Source organism: Streptomyces sp. NBC_00663, from assembly GCF_036226885.1.
Taxonomy (GTDB): domain Bacteria; phylum Actinomycetota; class Actinomycetes; order Streptomycetales; family Streptomycetaceae; genus Streptomyces.
The window spans coordinates 3,602,095-3,615,798 of sequence record NZ_CP109027.1 but is presented as its reverse complement, the minus strand read 5'-3'; the positions used below and the strand labels follow the sequence as shown (position 1 = coordinate 3,615,798).

Here is a 13,704-nt window from a genome sequence, read left to right as displayed (position 1 = left end):
GGGGGACGGTTACTCATCCGTAGAGTAGTGCGGGGCCTACCGATCAGCAGTGCGGCGTAGGACACACCTAGGGTGGCTTGCATGACGCCGCGCGATGCTTCAGACGACAACCGCTGGTCCGATCTCGACCGTCCGCCGCTCAATGTCACCGCACTGCGGCGTGGGCTGGTGCGGGAGGGCGGGCTGTGGCGCGAGGTGGACGTGGTGCGGAGCACCGGGTCCACCAACAACGACCTGGTGAACCTGGCGGCCAAGGGGGCGGCGGCGGAGGGCTCGGTCCTCGTCGCCGAGGAGCAGACCGCCGGGCGGGGGCGGCTGGACCGGCAGTGGACGGCGCCGGCCCGCTCCGGGCTGTTCTTCTCCGTCCTGCTGAAGCCGGCCGAGGTGCCGGTGGCGCGGTGGGGGTGGCTGCCGCTGCTGACCGGCGTGGCCGTCGCCACGGGGCTGTCGCGGGCCGCCGGGGTGGATACGGCACTCAAGTGGCCCAACGACCTGCTGGTGACCGTGGGGGGCGAGGAGCGCAAGGCCGGCGGGATTCTCGCCGAGCGGGCCGGAGAGGACGGGGTCGTCGTCGGGGTCGGCATCAATGTCACCCTGCGCGAGGACGAGCTGCCGGTTCCTGCGGCCGGTTCGCTGGCGCTTGCGGGCGCGGTGAGCACGGACCGGGATCCCCTGCTGCGGGGCGTGCTGCGGGCCCTGGAGGAGTGGTACGGGCGATGGAGGGCGGCCGGGGGCGACCCGGCGGTCAGTGGGCTCCAGGAGACGTACGCGGCGGGGTGCGCGACGCTGGGGAGGGTGGTGCGGGCGGAATTGCCGGGGGACCGTTCGATCACAGGAGAGGCGGTGGCGGTGGATGGGGACGGCAGGCTGGTGATCGCGACGGAGGACGGCGTACAGGAACCGGTGGGGGCGGGCGACATCGTCCACCTGCGACCGGCGTGAGTGGATCGGCCCAAGGGGCGCGGGGAACTGCGCGACAAGCCACGACGCACTCGCGCCCGTAAGCACACCTCAGCCACCCACGGTCTCCCGGCCCCGCCCAGCGGAGCGGACACGTGAGCTACCGCACACCTGCCGTAAAGTGAAGGCCGGTCGATACCTGACCGTGACAGATCGGAAGGGCAGCAGGCGTGACCGTCGACGACACGGGTTCCGGCGCGGACACGAACGGCGCCGACCCCGGAGGGGATCCGCACCCGCTCGCCGTGCGTCTCGAAGCGCTGATCCTCGGTGCGGAGCGGCGCTACACGCCCTTTCAGGCGGCCCGTACCGCCGGTGTCTCCATGGAGCTGGCCACCCGCTTCTGGCGGGCCATGGGCTTCGCCGACGTCGGACAGGCCAAGGCCTTCACGGAGGCCGATGTCCTCGCCCTGCGGCGCCTCGCCGGTCTCGTCGAGGCCGGGCTGCTCAGCGAGGCGATGGCCGTGCAGGTGGCCCGGTCCACCGGGCAGACCACGGCCCGGCTGGCCGAGTGGCAGATCGACTCGTTCCTGGAGGGGCTGACCGAGCCGCCCGAGCCCGGAATGACCCGTACCGAGGTGACGTACCCGATCATCGAGCTGCTCCTGCCCGAGCTGGAGGAGTTCCTGGTCTACGTCTGGCGCCGGCAGCTCGCCGCGTCCGCGGGGCGGGTGGTGCAGGCGGCCGACGACGAGGAGATGGTCGACCGGCGCCTCGCCGTCGGCTTCGCCGACCTCGTCGGGTTCACGCGCCTGACCCGGCGGATGGAGGAGGAGGAGCTCGGCGAGCTCGTCGAGGCCTTCGAGACCACCGCCGCCGACCTGGTCGCCGCGCACGGCGGGCGTCTCATCAAGACCCTCGGTGACGAGGTGCTCTACGCCGCCGACGACGCGGGGGTCGCCGCGGAGATCGCGCTGCGCCTCATCGAGACCATGGCGAACGACGAGACCATGCCCGAGCTGCGCGTCGGCATCGCCTTCGGCACGGTCACCACCCGGATGGGCGATGTCTTCGGCACGACCGTCAATCTGGCGTCCCGGCTCACGTCGATAGCCCCTCGCGACGCCGTCCTGGTCGACACCGACTTCGCCCAGGAACTGATCCGCACCGCCGAGGCGCCCGCCTCCGAGGCGGAGGCCGCCGAGGCCGCGGCCGCCGCCGAGAAGGAGGGCGAGGAGCCGCCGACGTACCGCTTCGCGCTCCAGCCGATGTGGCAGCGGCCGGTGCGAGGGCTTGGGGTTGTCGAGCCTTGGTTGCTTACTCGGCGGAGTGAGCCTGAGTAGGGTTCGTCGGTTGGCTGCGGGTGTGTGGGGGCTGGTCGCGCAGTTCCCCGCGCCCCTTGAGGGCGTTTACCGGCCCAGCGGACCTACGCACAGGCCGATCACCGGCACGCAGACCCCACCGCCGCCACTGGGCTGGCTCGGCGTCGGTGTCGCCGGGGCCGGTGGCGGTGTGCTCGTGCTCTGACTCGGTGCCGGGGACGGCGTCCGGGTGGGCGTCGGGGTCGGCTGTGGGGCCGCCGTCGTCGGGTTCGGGGCGTCCGGGATGGTCGTGGGACCCGGGGTCGACGCCACGACCCTCGCCGGTGTCGACGGCGGCAGCGGCACTTGGCTCACCCCACCCATGGGCGAGGTCGCCGACGGGCTCACCTTCGGGACCGCCGGGAGCGTGGCGGCGGCGTTGGTCGCCCGGTCCGTGCCGGAACCGGCGTGCGGGTCGTCGAGGCGGGGTTCGGCCTCCGCGGTGCCGAGACCGCCGCCCAGACCGCCCTCGGGAGCCATGCGGATGAGGCTCAGCGCGCCGGCTGCCACGGCCAGCCCGCCGACGGCGAGCAGCACCTTGCGGGGCCGGGGACGGCGGTGCCGGCCGCGTGAGCCGAAGAGGCGCTGCGGTACGGCGTCGGGAACCGACAGCCCGGCAGCCGTGCCCTCCGTGTGCGTGTCCGTCATCGTGGTCATGGCGACCCCTCCCCAATGCCCTCGCGCCCCCGGTGCGCCGTGGCGCAGCGCACGCTATGCGCTCCCGTGGGCGATGGGGACCGAGTTGGGCGGGATGTCACTCGAACGGGGTGTCGGGCGGCGATACAGGAACCGTCCGCCCTTCCGCCGCTCCGGCCGGGCTGCGATGATCGGGCCCGGTGAAGTCTGTTAACCCGCGTTAACTGGAGGGTGTCATGAGCGAGGAACGGTACGGGGAGTTCGTGCTGGTACGACGGCATGGGCACGTCGCGGAACTCGCCCTGGACCGGCCGAAGGCCATGAACGCCGTGTCGACGGCGATGGCCCGCTCGGTCGCCACCGCCTGCGCCGCGCTGGGCGAGGACAGGGACGTACGGGCGGTGGTGGTGACGTCGACCCATGAGCGGGCGTTCTGTGTCGGCGCCGATCTGAAGGAGCGGAACTCCTTCACGGACGCCGATCTGGTCCGGCAGCGGCCCGTCGCGCGCGGCGCCTACACCGGCGTACTGGAACTGCCCGTACCGACCATCGCCGCCGTCCACGGCTTCGCGCTCGGCGGCGGCTTCGAGCTGGCCCTGTCCTGCGACCTGATCGTGGCGGACAGTACGGCGGTGGTGGGTCTGCCGGAGGTGTCGGTCGGCGTGATCCCGGGCGGCGGAGGAACGCAGCTCCTGCCGCGACGCGTGGGCGCGGCGCGCGCCGCCGAACTCATCTTCACGGCGAGGCGAGTGGAGGCCGCGGAGGCAAGGGAGTTGGGGCTGGTGGATGTACTGGTGGAGGAGGGCCAGGACCGGGAGGAGGCCCTCGCGACGGGCGCCAGGATCGCGGCCAACTCCCCGGTGGGCCTGCGCGCGGCGAAGAAGGCCCTGCGCCTGGGACATGGGCTGGACCTGCGGGCGGGCCTGGAGGTGGAGGACGCGGCCTGGCGCTCAGTTGCCTTCTCGGGGGACCGGGCGGAGGGCGTAGCCGCCTTCAATGAGAAGCGGCCCCCGGAATGGCCGGGCGAGTAGAAGGCTTTTCAGGGGCGCGGGGAACTGCGCGACAAGCTCCCACCAGCCGTCAGCCGCCCCGCAACCCGCTGCCCCTGTCACCCCAGGCGCCCATCCAACGCCCCTTTCCGACAAAACCTCCCTAACCTGGAGCAATGGCGGAGGACACGCGGCTCACGGCAGTCGTCGCGCTGGCGCAGGGCATGGCCGCGGCTCACGGCTCACGCGAGGCCTGGCGCGCGGCGGCGACCGGTGCCTGCCGTGCCCTGAGCGGCAGCTTCGCCGCCCTGTCGGTATGGGAACGCGAGCTGGGACGGCTCCGCGTCCTCGTCAACGTCGGGGACCGCGCCCCCGACGAGGACGAGTTCCCCGACGCCGAGGCCTACCCGGTGCACCAGTTCCCGGAGATCACCGAGTTCCTGCACGAGCGCTGGGCGGGCGGCGGTGAGCCCAACGCGTGGGTGGAGACGGCCGAGGGACCGGCCGCGGGCCGCCGTCCGGGGTACGTCCATCAGCGCGTCGCCGCCCTCCGCAGGAGGGGCCGCGGTTGCTGTGTCGTCGCGCCGATCGTCCTGAACGGCCGGGCCTGGGGCGAGCTGTATGTCGCCCGCCCGGCCGGTGAGCCCGTCTTCGGCCGGGCCGACGCCGACTTCGCCACCGTCCTGGCCGCCGTCGTCGCCGCCGGGATCGCGCAGGCGGAGCGGTTGGAGGAGGCCCGGCGGCTGGCGTTCACCGACGCCCTCACCGGGCTGGCCAACCGGCGTGCCGTGGACGTACGGCTCGACGAGGCCGTCGAGCGGCACAAGCGGGAGGGTGTCGTCGTCAGCCTCGTCGTCTGCGATCTCAACGGGCTCAAGCGGGTCAACGACACCCTCGGGCACGCCGTCGGCGACCGGCTCCTGGAGCGGTTCGGTTCCGTGCTGTCGCTGTGCGGCGCGATGCTGCCGGGGGCGCTGGCGGCGCGGCTCGGGGGTGACGAGTTCTGTCTGCTCGCGGTCGGCCCCGCCGCCGACGAGGTCGTCAAGGCGGCCGACGAACTCTGCCGCCGGGCCGCGGAGTTGGAGCTGGGGGAGGGGGTGGCCTGCGGGGTCGCCTCCACCGAGGATCCCATCGGGCCGGTCCGCTCGGCCCGTCGGCTGTTCCGGCTGGCCGACGCCGCCCAGTACCGGGCCAAGGCGGAGCGGGCCGCCAAGCCGGTCGTCGCGGGGCGGGAGGGGCCGGACGATCCCGTCGTACGGCTCGCGGACGCGCCCGCCAGGGAGCGTGAGGCGCACGGGGAGCGTCGCCGGTTCCGCGGGCGCCGGCTGTGACGTACGTAGGAGTAAGGGGCGAACCCCGCCCCCACTCGTGACATCTTCGTCTTCACTGCGTACGCTCCTGAATATGGATATGCACACTGTGGTGGTGGGGACGTCCGGGGTGACCGCGTCCGACGTACTCGCCGTGGCGCGCGACGGCGCCCGCATCGAGCTCTCCGGGGAGGCGGTCGCGGCCCTCGCCGCCGCCCGCGAGATCGTGGACGCGCTGGCCGCCAAGCCCGACCCGGTCTACGGCGTCAGTACCGGCTTCGGCGCTCTCGCGACCCGGCACATCAGCACCGAGCTCCGTGCTCAGCTACAGCGCAACATTGTCCGCTCGCACGCCGCCGGCATGGGGCCGCGCGTCGAGCGGGAGGTCGTCCGGGCGCTGATGTTCCTGCGGCTGAAGACCGTCTGCTCGGGACACACCGGTGTGCGGCCCGAGGTCGCGCAGACCATGGCCGACGTGCTGAACGCCGGGATCACCCCCGTGGTGCACGAGTACGGCTCCCTCGGCTGCTCCGGCGACCTCGCGCCGCTGTCGCACTGCGCGCTGACGCTGATGGGCGAGGGGGACGCGGAGGGTCCGGACGGTGTCGTGCGTCCGGCCGGTGAACTGCTCGCCGAGCACGGCATCACGCCCGTCGAACTGCGCGAGAAGGAGGGCCTGGCCCTCCTCAACGGCACCGACGGCATGCTCGGCATGCTGGTCATGGCCCTCGCCGACCTGGAGATGCTCTACAAGTCGGCCGACATCACGGCCGCCCTGTCGATGGAGGGCCTCCTCGGCACGGACAAGGTCCTCGCGCCCGAACTGCACGCCATCCGCCCCCACCCGGGGCAGGCCGCCAGCGCCGCCAACATGCTCGCCGTGCTGAAGGACTCCCAGCTCACCGGCCACCACCAGGACGACGCCCCGCGCGTCCAGGACGCCTACTCGGTGCGCTGCGCCCCGCAGGTCGCGGGCGCCGGACGCGACACCATGGCCCACGCGCGGCTCGTCGCCGAGCGGGAGCTGGCCTCCGCCGTCGACAACCCCGTCGTCCTGCCCGACGGGCGGGTCGAGTCCAACGGCAACTTCCATGGCGCGCCCGTGGCCTATGTCCTGGACTTCCTCGCCATCGCCGTCGCCGATCTCGCGTCCATCGCGGAGCGGCGCACCGACCGGCTGCTCGACAAGAACCGCAGCCACGGGCTGCCGCCGTTCCTCGCCGACGACGCGGGCGTGGACAGCGGGCTGATGATCGCCCAGTACACCCAGGCCGCGCTGGTCAGCGAGCTGAAGCGGCTGGCCGTACCGGCGTCGGCGGACTCCATCCCGTCCTCCGCCATGCAGGAGGACCACGTCTCCATGGGCTGGTCCGCCGCGCGCAAGCTGCGTACCGCCGTCGACAACCTCACCCGGGTCGTCGCCGTCGAGCTGTACGCCGCCACGCGCGCCGTGGAACTGCGTGAGGGCCTCACCCCGGCGCCCGCCTCGCGCGCGGTCATCGAGGCCGTACGCAAGGCCGGTGTGCAGGGGCCGGGCCCCGACCGCTTCCTGGCGCCGGACCTGGCCGCGGCGGACGTGTTCGTGCGCAGCGGGCAGCTGGTGGCGGCGGCGGAGTCGGTGACGGGGCCGCTCCAGTAGGCCGCGGGCAGCCGAAAGGGGCCCTGTCGGGTGACCGGGCCCCTTTTCTTACGTGTGCTTACTTGAGCTTGGCGACCTGGGCCGTGACGACCTCGGCCGGGATCTCGGTCTTGCCGCCCTTGCCCAGCGCGGCCAGGTTGACGGAGTAGAACGTGGCGACGGTGTTGCCCTTGCGGACCACCTCGGTGAGGAACGTGGCCGTGCCCTCGCCGTCCATGTCGACGTCCTCGGAGAACGCCACCGACTCGTCACCGGCGCCGGAGCTCTTCGCCGTGGCGACCTTGGTGACCTTGGAGTTCTCGCCCTCGGCCTTGATGCCGAAACCGCCGGAGCAGGCCGTCACGCCGTCGGAGACGGCCTTCACGGCCTTCTCGGCGCCGTCGCCGTCGTACGAGGACAGACCGACGAACGTGATGCTCACGTCGAAGGCGCTCTCGAGGTCGGCCTCGCTGAGGTCCGACGGGTCCTTGGAGGCCGCCGAGGTCTCCGCGGTGAGGGTGTTGCTGGCGTTCGCGTCCGTGTCGCCCGGGGCGAGCGCGGCGGTGGCCCAGGCCAGCGGGTCGCACTCCGCCTTGTCGGTCTTCACGTCGCTCTTGGACTTGGGGAGGGTGTCGTCGCCCGACTCGGCCTCGAAGCCCTTGATGTCGCCCTTGGCGAGCAGCAGCTTCTCCAGCTCGGCGGAGGTCAGTGCCTTCGCGGCCGGCGCCGACGAGGCGGCGGCCGACTCCTTGGCGTCGGTGCCCTTGGTGTCGTCCGAACCCTCGTCGGAGCAACCGGTGATGAGGGCGAGCGACAGCGCGCTCACGGCGAGCGTGGCGCTTATGCGCGCCCTCGATGATCTCTTCATGAGCGGACTATGAGGTTTTGGTCAAAGCTCCGTCAAGTCGATTCAAAAACCGTGACGTTCCCGGCGTACGGAGTAGGTGACGAAGCCGGCGCCGAGCGCGAGGAACGCCGTACCGCCGACGACGTACGGGGTGGTGTCGAAGCTTCCGGTGTCGGCGAGACGCGTGCCCTCGACGGTGTCCTGGGTGGCGACGGTGGACACCCTGGCCTGCTGCGTGACCTGCGTTCTCGCCGGTTCGTCCTGGGTCGCGTTGGCGGACGGGACGAACCACATGGCGCACAGCAGCGTGCCTGCGGCGGTGGCGGTCAGCAACGGACGGCGAGCGGATGACACGGAATATCGATCCCCTTGTGGCGCTGGCGAATTGGCCGTGTGGGCCGATGTTAGTGAAAGACGCGGGTCACGGGAAAGTCACGGGAGGAAAGCGCCGTACTCTCCGGGACATGAGCACTGAAGAGACTTCACGGTTTGTGCGGCTTCGGGTGGAATTGGTGGTGGAGATCGAGCAGGAGGACGCCGTCACCAAGGCCGCGCTGGAGCGTATCGCCGACGATCACGAGATGCCGGCCGACGAACAGGCGCATGCCGAGGGCGCTGTGACGGAAGACACCGCGGAGGCCCTCGCCTATCTCGTCGACCCGTTCGACCTGGTCAGCGAGGTGCCCGGGGTGGAGCTGGTGCAGGCCTCCTGGTCCAGCGAGCGGATCGACTACGACCCGGATTCGCCGGAGTGGGACCTCGACGAGGATGATGAGGACGCGGACGACGAAGAGGCGGCCGGCTGAGCGCCCTTGGGGAAATCGTGACCCCGGGTGGCAACCGCCGCCCGGGGTTTCGTCGTCTCAGGGGGCGCACGGACCGACAGTCGCACCACCCGCCACGGCGGACGTGGTGTGCCCCACACGTTCGAAGAATGTGGAACGGGACGAACCGGTCGTAGCGTTTAGGTTTCATTGACGGGACTCTCGGGTTTGACGGGGGGCTCTTGGGTCTTTGGGGAATCGGCAACGATGGAGAAGCGTGTGATGACGGTCAGTAAGCGGCGCAGGGGCCTGGCGGTCGCGTCCGCACTGCTCGGCGGTGTGCTGGTGCTCTCGGCGTGTTCCGGTGGCGACGACGACGCCTCCGGCAGCGGCAGCAGCGACACCTCGCAGGCCAAGGCCGACGAGGCGGCGGCCAAGAAGACGTCCGAGGCCGACATCAAGATCACACCCAAGGACGGCTCCGAGAACGCCTCCATCAACAACTCCGCGGCCGTGACCGTGAGCAAGGGCACGCTCACCGAGGTCACGATGACCACCGCCGACGGCGCCGCCGTCAGCGGTGCGATATCCGCGGACAAGACCAGCTGGAAGCCCAGCGCCCAGCTGGAGCGGTCGACGACCTACAAGGTCAACGCCGAGGCGAAGGACTCCGACGGCCGCGTGGCCCACGAGAACGCGTCCTTCACCACGGTCTCCCCGTCCAACAGCTTCCTCGGCTACTTCACGCCGGACGACGGCTCCACGGTCGGCGTCGGTATGCCGGTGTCGATCAACTTCGACAAGGCGATCACCAACAAGGCGGCCGTCCAGAAGGGGATCACGGTCTCCTCGTCCAGCGGCCAGGAGGTCGTCGGGCACTGGTTCAACGCCAACCGCATCGACTTCCGCCCCGAGGACTACTGGACCGAGAACTCCACCGTCACGCTGAAGCTCGCGCTGGACGGTGTCGAGGGTGCGGACGGTGTCTACGGCGTCCAGCAGAAGACGGTCACCTTCAAGATCGGCCGTAACCAGATCACGTACGTCGACGCGAAGACCAAGCAGATGAAGGTCACGCAGGACGGCAAGACGATCAAGACGATCCCGATCTCGGCGGGCTCCCCGGAGAACAAGACGTACGAGGGCATCATGGTGATGTCCGAGAAGTTCAAGGAGACGCGCATGAACGGCGCGACCGTGGGCTTCACCGACGACGACGGCAAGGGCGAGTACGACATCAAGGACGTGCCGCACGCCATCCGCCTCACCAACTCCGGCACCTTCGTGCACGGCAACTACTGGGGCGCGAAGTCCATCTTCGGCAGCGTCAACACCAGCCACGGCTGCGTCGGCCTCTCCGACACCAAGGGCGCCAACGACAAGGGCACGGCCGGCTACTGGTTCTACAACAACTCGATCATCGGCGACGTCGTGATCGTCCAGAACACCGGCGACAAGACGGTCTCCCCGGACAACGGCCTCAACGGCTGGAACCTGAACTGGGCGGACTGGAAGGCGGGTTCGGCGGTCTGACGCCGGGCTTGACATCAACTGGCTGAGGGCGGTCACCCGATGGGGTGGCCGCCCTCAGTTTTCGCTTCAGGTAAGGGAGTTGACTCTCATGTGTCGGCTCACCCGGTGTCTGCCGGAAGCGTGGGCCAAGCACGTGAGGAGGTGGTGGCTCTGGTGGCTCGGCAGGTAGCGGGAGATCCCTATAACCAGTAGGGACCTCCCAGCAGCTCCTGGCTGAGCTGAGGCCCCTGTCACGGATTCCGGCCGTGGCGGGGGCTTCTTGCTACCAGGAAAGTACACCGACGGCCCCCTCCGCAACCGGAGGACGCCGTCGGTGTTCAGTTCGATGCGGTGCCCCGCGGACTACTTGCCGTAGTACGCGTTGTAGATCGAGACCGTCGACTTGTTGTTCTTCTTGTCGGTGATCTTGGCGTGGAACGAGATGCCCTTGCCCTTGTCCGGGTTCTTCACGGTGATCTTGCCGTCCTTGACCGTGACCTTCTTCCAGGTCTGGCCGTAGTCGTAGGACACGTACACCGTGAGGGACTTGAGGTTGGAGCCCTTGGCCGCGCCCTCGATGGTGACCGGGAAGGTCGCCGTCTTGCCGGCCTCGACCCTGCTGTCCAGGCCCGTCTTGGCGCCGAACCGGGCCGTGGAGACCGGGAGGGTGACGAAGTCCGCGGAGGACTTCTTGGAGCGGAAGACGAAGCTCGCGTCGATCCGCGTGGACGCCGCCGCCACCTTGACGCTCCGCTTCACGGACGTCGTCAGCTTGTACTCGGCGTCACCGGCGGGCACCTTGAACATGCCGTCGCCGAACAGCGGGTCCGTGTTGGAGCCGATCTTCGTGCCGTTGCGGTACAGCTCCGTCTTCACCGAGGTGAAGTCGGACGAGCCCGCGTGCTTGCTGCCGTCGGCGAACAGCGGCAGGAAGCCGTAGATGTTGTTGCCCTCGCGGAAGACGCCGTAGTCCGCGCTGAGATGCGGACCGAAGACCGCGGTGTTGAAGGTCTTCGTGTACTTCTGGCCCGCCTTGAAGGTCTGCGGGTTGCCCAGCGTGTAGTAGGCCTCCGTGATCGGGAAGCCGTCCGCGTCCTTGCCGTTGTACTGCTCGAAGTCCAGCGTCCACTGGATCTTGTCGGACGTCGAGACGTACAGCGTGCGGGTGCCCGGCAGGGCCTGCTCCACGGGAACGCCGATCACGACGTCCGTGGGGAAGACACCCCAGCTGGTCAGCCCGCCGGTCTTGCCGGCCGCGGCCGCACCGAGGTTGTTCTTCACCGTGGCCAGCTCGGACGCCTTGAAGTGGCGGACCTTGTCGCCCTGGATCTTCGTCACCTTGGCGGTGGTGGCGACGTCGTACTCCTTGTCGTCACCCTTGGTCCACTGACCGCTCCAGGTCTGGCTCAGACCGGTCGAGACCGCCGGACCCTGGTGCGCCATGCGCACGTCGGCGAAGGACGGCAGACCCACCGCGATGCCGACACCGGCCGGCTCGTACACATAACTCGCCATGCCGGACAGCTGCTTGGCGGCGGCGTCCGGCACCGTGATGTCGGGCGACTTGGTCGTGCGGGCGTCGACCGTCACCGAGGTGTTCTTGGTGAGGCTCAGCTTCGGCTGGACCACCCAGTCGAGGCCGCCCTCCAGGGTGACCCAGTCCTTGGCGATCCAGGCGTCCAGCAGATACGTGCCCTTGGGCAGCCGCATCTTCGTCGTGCCGGACTCGTCGATGGTCACCTGGTAGCCGCGGTCGGTGGCCAGGCCGGAGTAGCCGACCAGGATCGTGTTGTAGTCCTTGGTGGGCTGGCCGTCCTTGCCGATGTGCTTGATCGTGAGGTCGTACGACTCCACCTCACGCTGCACGGCAGCCGCCGTACGGACCGTCTGGCCGCCGCCCGTCGCCGTCACGTACGCGGAGTACGCGCCGTCGACCGTGCCGCCCAGCTTGGTGTTGACGGTCGCCTTGACGGTGGCCTTGCCGCCCGCCGGGACCGTCACCTTGCTCGCGCCGAGCTTGAAGAAGCCCGAAGGAGCGGCCTGGCCCTTGGGGTTGGTGGCCTTCACCGACAGGGTGAGGGTCACGTCCTTCGTGCCGAGGTTGCGGTAGGTCAGGTCCTTGTTGACCGGCTTGTCGTCGGTGTGCGGCCACGCCTGCGTCCCGAAGCTCACCGACACCGGGTCGGCGATCACGGTCTGCTTGATGGCCTTGTCGACCTGGATCCGGCCCGAACCTTGCTCGAACGGGTTGTACTTGCCGCCCTTCGCGGAGCCCGTCAGGGCGCCCTTCAGCTCGGCGTACGTCCAGTCCGGGTGCTCCTGCTTCAGGATCGCCGCCGCGCCCGCCACGTGCGGCGTCGCCATCGACGTACCCGAGATGGTCAGATAGCCGGCCGGCTTCTCGCCGACCTCCTGCTCGATGACGCTGCCCTTGGCCGAGGCGGCCGTGATGTCCACGCCCGGCGCGGTCACGTCCGGCTTGATGGCGCCGTCGCCGACGCGCGGGCCGGTCGAGGAGAACGGGGCGAGGACGTCCTTGTCGTCGACGGCGCCGACGGTGAGCGCGGCGTCCGCGCTGCCCGGCGAACCGACCGACTCAGGACCGGAGTTGCCCGCCGCGATCGCGAAGAGCATGCCCTTCTCGGCGGACAGCTTGTTGACCGCCGCCTCCAGCGGGTCGATCTCCGGGGTGTCCTGGCCGCCGAGGCTGAGGTTGACGACGTCGGCGCCCTCGGCGGCCGCCCACTCCATGCCGGCGAGGATGCCGGAGTCGTCACCGGAGCCGGTGTCGTCGAGGACCTTGCCGTTGAGGATCTTGGCGCCCGGCGCGACACCCTTGTACTTGCCGCCCGACTTGGCGCCGGTGCCCGCCGCGATGGACGCGACGTGCGTGCCGTGACCGAAGTGGTCGGTGGCGTCGGTGGCCGTGGAGAAGTTCTTGGCCTCGATCACCTGGTCCTTGAGGTCCGGGTGGCTCGCGTCGACACCCGTGTCCAGGACGGCGATCTTGACGCCCTTGCCGTCGTAGCCCGCGGCCCACGCCTTGGGGGCGCCGATCTGCGGGACGGACTTGTCGAGGCTGGCGGTGCGGACGCCGTCCAGCCAGACATGCGCGATACCGGACGCCGTCTTGTCGCCGTTGGTGACCGCGTCCCACAGCTCGGGCGCGTCGGCGGTCGGGGTCTGCACCGCGTCGGCGTTCAGCGTCTTCAGGGACTGCCGCAGGGTGCCGGCGTCCCGGACGTCGTCCTTCGCCGCGGTCGCGGCGCCCTTGTAGCCGACGATCACCTTCAGGCCCTTGGCCTGGGACTTGCGGGTCGCCGACTTGTTGAGCTCGGTGATGTCGAACAGGCGCTGGTCCAGCTTGCCGGCGGCGACCAGACGGGCCGCGTCACCGGGTATGACCAGGGTGTGCCCGTCGGCCTTGCGGACCTGGAAGGGTATCTGCTCCCGTCCCTTCGCCCGCTCCACGCTGACGACCCGCCCCTTGGCGTCGACGGCGACCCGGTCACCCGTGATCAGGGTGATGCGGTGAGGGGCGGTGAGGGACGCGGCGGACTGCGCCGCCTTCTGTTCGGGCTTCGCCGCTGCCGGGCTGGTCATACCCGCGGCGAGAGCGACCGCCGCCCCCGTGGCCACGGTGGCAGCACAAACTCTTTTCACTTGTCTGCGCAAGACTCCCCCTTGCTGAAGGTCCGGGTGAATTCCCCGTTCACCCGGCCGGGGGTGGTCCCGCACACACAAGCGTGCACCCCCCGGAACACGCA

At 70.2% G+C, this 13,704-nt stretch carries 11 protein-coding genes; 7 read left to right on the top strand and 4 right to left on the bottom strand.

Annotation, left to right across the window (positions count from 1 at the left end; all coding sequences use genetic code 11):
- Window positions 1–81: 81 nt before the first annotated feature.
- Together OG866_RS16285 and OG866_RS16280 are read left to right on the top strand one after the other, a co-directional pair.
- Window positions 82–942, top strand: a complete 861-nt coding sequence (locus OG866_RS16285; protein WP_329335397.1) for a biotin--[acetyl-CoA-carboxylase] ligase — start codon at window positions 82–84, stop codon at window positions 940–942.
- Window positions 943–1,130: 188 nt separating this feature from the next.
- Complete coding sequence (locus OG866_RS16280) at window positions 1,131–2,243, top strand: adenylate/guanylate cyclase domain-containing protein (RefSeq protein WP_329335396.1); 1,113 nt, start codon at window positions 1,131–1,133, stop codon at window positions 2,241–2,243.
- A 66-nt stretch (window positions 2,244–2,309) separates the two neighbouring features.
- On the opposite strand, the gene OG866_RS16275 is transcribed toward OG866_RS16280, so the two are convergent.
- Window positions 2,310–2,918: a hypothetical protein gene (locus tag OG866_RS16275; protein ID WP_329335394.1), complete on the bottom strand. Its 609-nt coding sequence runs from the start codon at window positions 2,916–2,918 to the stop codon at window positions 2,310–2,312.
- A 215-nt stretch (window positions 2,919–3,133) separates the two neighbouring features.
- Between OG866_RS16275 and OG866_RS16270 the strand changes: the two genes are divergently transcribed.
- The 3 genes from OG866_RS16270 to hutH all read left to right on the top strand — a co-directional run bounded on the left by OG866_RS16270 (window position 3,134) and on the right by hutH (window position 6,835).
- Entirely contained in the window at window positions 3,134–3,928 is a 795-nt protein-coding gene (locus OG866_RS16270) for an enoyl-CoA hydratase/isomerase family protein (protein ID WP_329335392.1), read from the top strand.
- Window positions 3,929–4,062: 134 nt separating this feature from the next.
- Window positions 4,063–5,217, top strand: a complete 1,155-nt coding sequence (locus tag OG866_RS16265) for a GGDEF domain-containing protein (protein ID WP_329335390.1) — start codon at window positions 4,063–4,065, stop codon at window positions 5,215–5,217.
- 79 nt (window positions 5,218–5,296) lie between these two features.
- A complete protein-coding gene (gene hutH, locus OG866_RS16260) occupies window positions 5,297–6,835 on the top strand; it encodes a histidine ammonia-lyase (protein ID WP_329344131.1) in 1,539 nt (512 codons plus the stop codon).
- Between the two features lie 58 nt (window positions 6,836–6,893).
- Here hutH and OG866_RS16255 read toward each other — a convergent pair whose 3' ends face one another.
- Window positions 6,894–7,682 (bottom strand): hypothetical protein, encoded by a 789-nt coding sequence (locus OG866_RS16255; protein ID WP_329335388.1) that lies wholly within the window; start codon window positions 7,680–7,682, stop codon window positions 6,894–6,896.
- A 42-nt stretch (window positions 7,683–7,724) separates the two neighbouring features.
- Window positions 7,725–8,015 (bottom strand): hypothetical protein, encoded by a 291-nt coding sequence (locus OG866_RS16250; protein WP_329335387.1) that lies wholly within the window; start codon window positions 8,013–8,015, stop codon window positions 7,725–7,727.
- Between the two features lie 110 nt (window positions 8,016–8,125).
- On the opposite strand from OG866_RS16250, the gene OG866_RS16245 reads away from it, so the two are divergent.
- Together OG866_RS16245 and OG866_RS16240 are read left to right on the top strand one after the other, a co-directional pair.
- The gene (locus OG866_RS16245; protein ID WP_329335385.1) at window positions 8,126–8,467 is read left to right on the top strand and encodes a hypothetical protein; all 342 of its coding nucleotides are present in this window, start codon (window positions 8,126–8,128) and stop codon (window positions 8,465–8,467) included.
- 225 nt (window positions 8,468–8,692) lie between these two features.
- Complete coding sequence (locus tag OG866_RS16240; protein ID WP_329335383.1) at window positions 8,693–9,958, top strand: L,D-transpeptidase; 1,266 nt, start codon at window positions 8,693–8,695, stop codon at window positions 9,956–9,958.
- A gap of 342 nt (window positions 9,959–10,300) precedes the next feature.
- Here OG866_RS16240 and OG866_RS16235 read toward each other — a convergent pair whose 3' ends face one another.
- Entirely contained in the window at window positions 10,301–13,540 is a 3,240-nt protein-coding gene (locus OG866_RS16235; RefSeq protein ID WP_329344130.1) for a S8 family peptidase, read from the bottom strand.
- Window positions 13,541–13,704: the final 164 nt, after the last annotated feature.

Bases quoted from the DNA above. Each gene is read 5' to 3' on its own strand.
- OG866_RS16255 (WP_329335388.1), bottom strand. From the start codon at position 7,682: ATGAAGAGATCATCGAGGGCGCGCATAAGCGCCACGCTCGCCGTGAGC.
- OG866_RS16235 (WP_329344130.1), bottom strand. From the start codon at position 13,540: ATGACCAGCCCGGCAGCGGCGAAGCCCGAACAGAAGGCGGCGCAGTCC.
- OG866_RS16245 (WP_329335385.1), top strand. From the start codon at position 8,126: ATGAGCACTGAAGAGACTTCACGGTTTGTGCGGCTTCGGGTGGAATTG.
- OG866_RS16275 (WP_329335394.1), bottom strand. From the start codon at position 2,918: ATGACCACGATGACGGACACGCACACGGAGGGCACGGCTGCCGGGCTG.
- OG866_RS16265 (WP_329335390.1), top strand. From the start codon at position 4,063: ATGGCGGAGGACACGCGGCTCACGGCAGTCGTCGCGCTGGCGCAGGGC.
- OG866_RS16285 (WP_329335397.1), top strand. From the start codon at position 82: ATGACGCCGCGCGATGCTTCAGACGACAACCGCTGGTCCGATCTCGAC.
- OG866_RS16240 (WP_329335383.1), top strand. From the start codon at position 8,693: ATGGAGAAGCGTGTGATGACGGTCAGTAAGCGGCGCAGGGGCCTGGCG.
- OG866_RS16270 (WP_329335392.1), top strand. From the start codon at position 3,134: ATGAGCGAGGAACGGTACGGGGAGTTCGTGCTGGTACGACGGCATGGG.
- hutH (WP_329344131.1), top strand. From the start codon at position 5,297: ATGCACACTGTGGTGGTGGGGACGTCCGGGGTGACCGCGTCCGACGTA.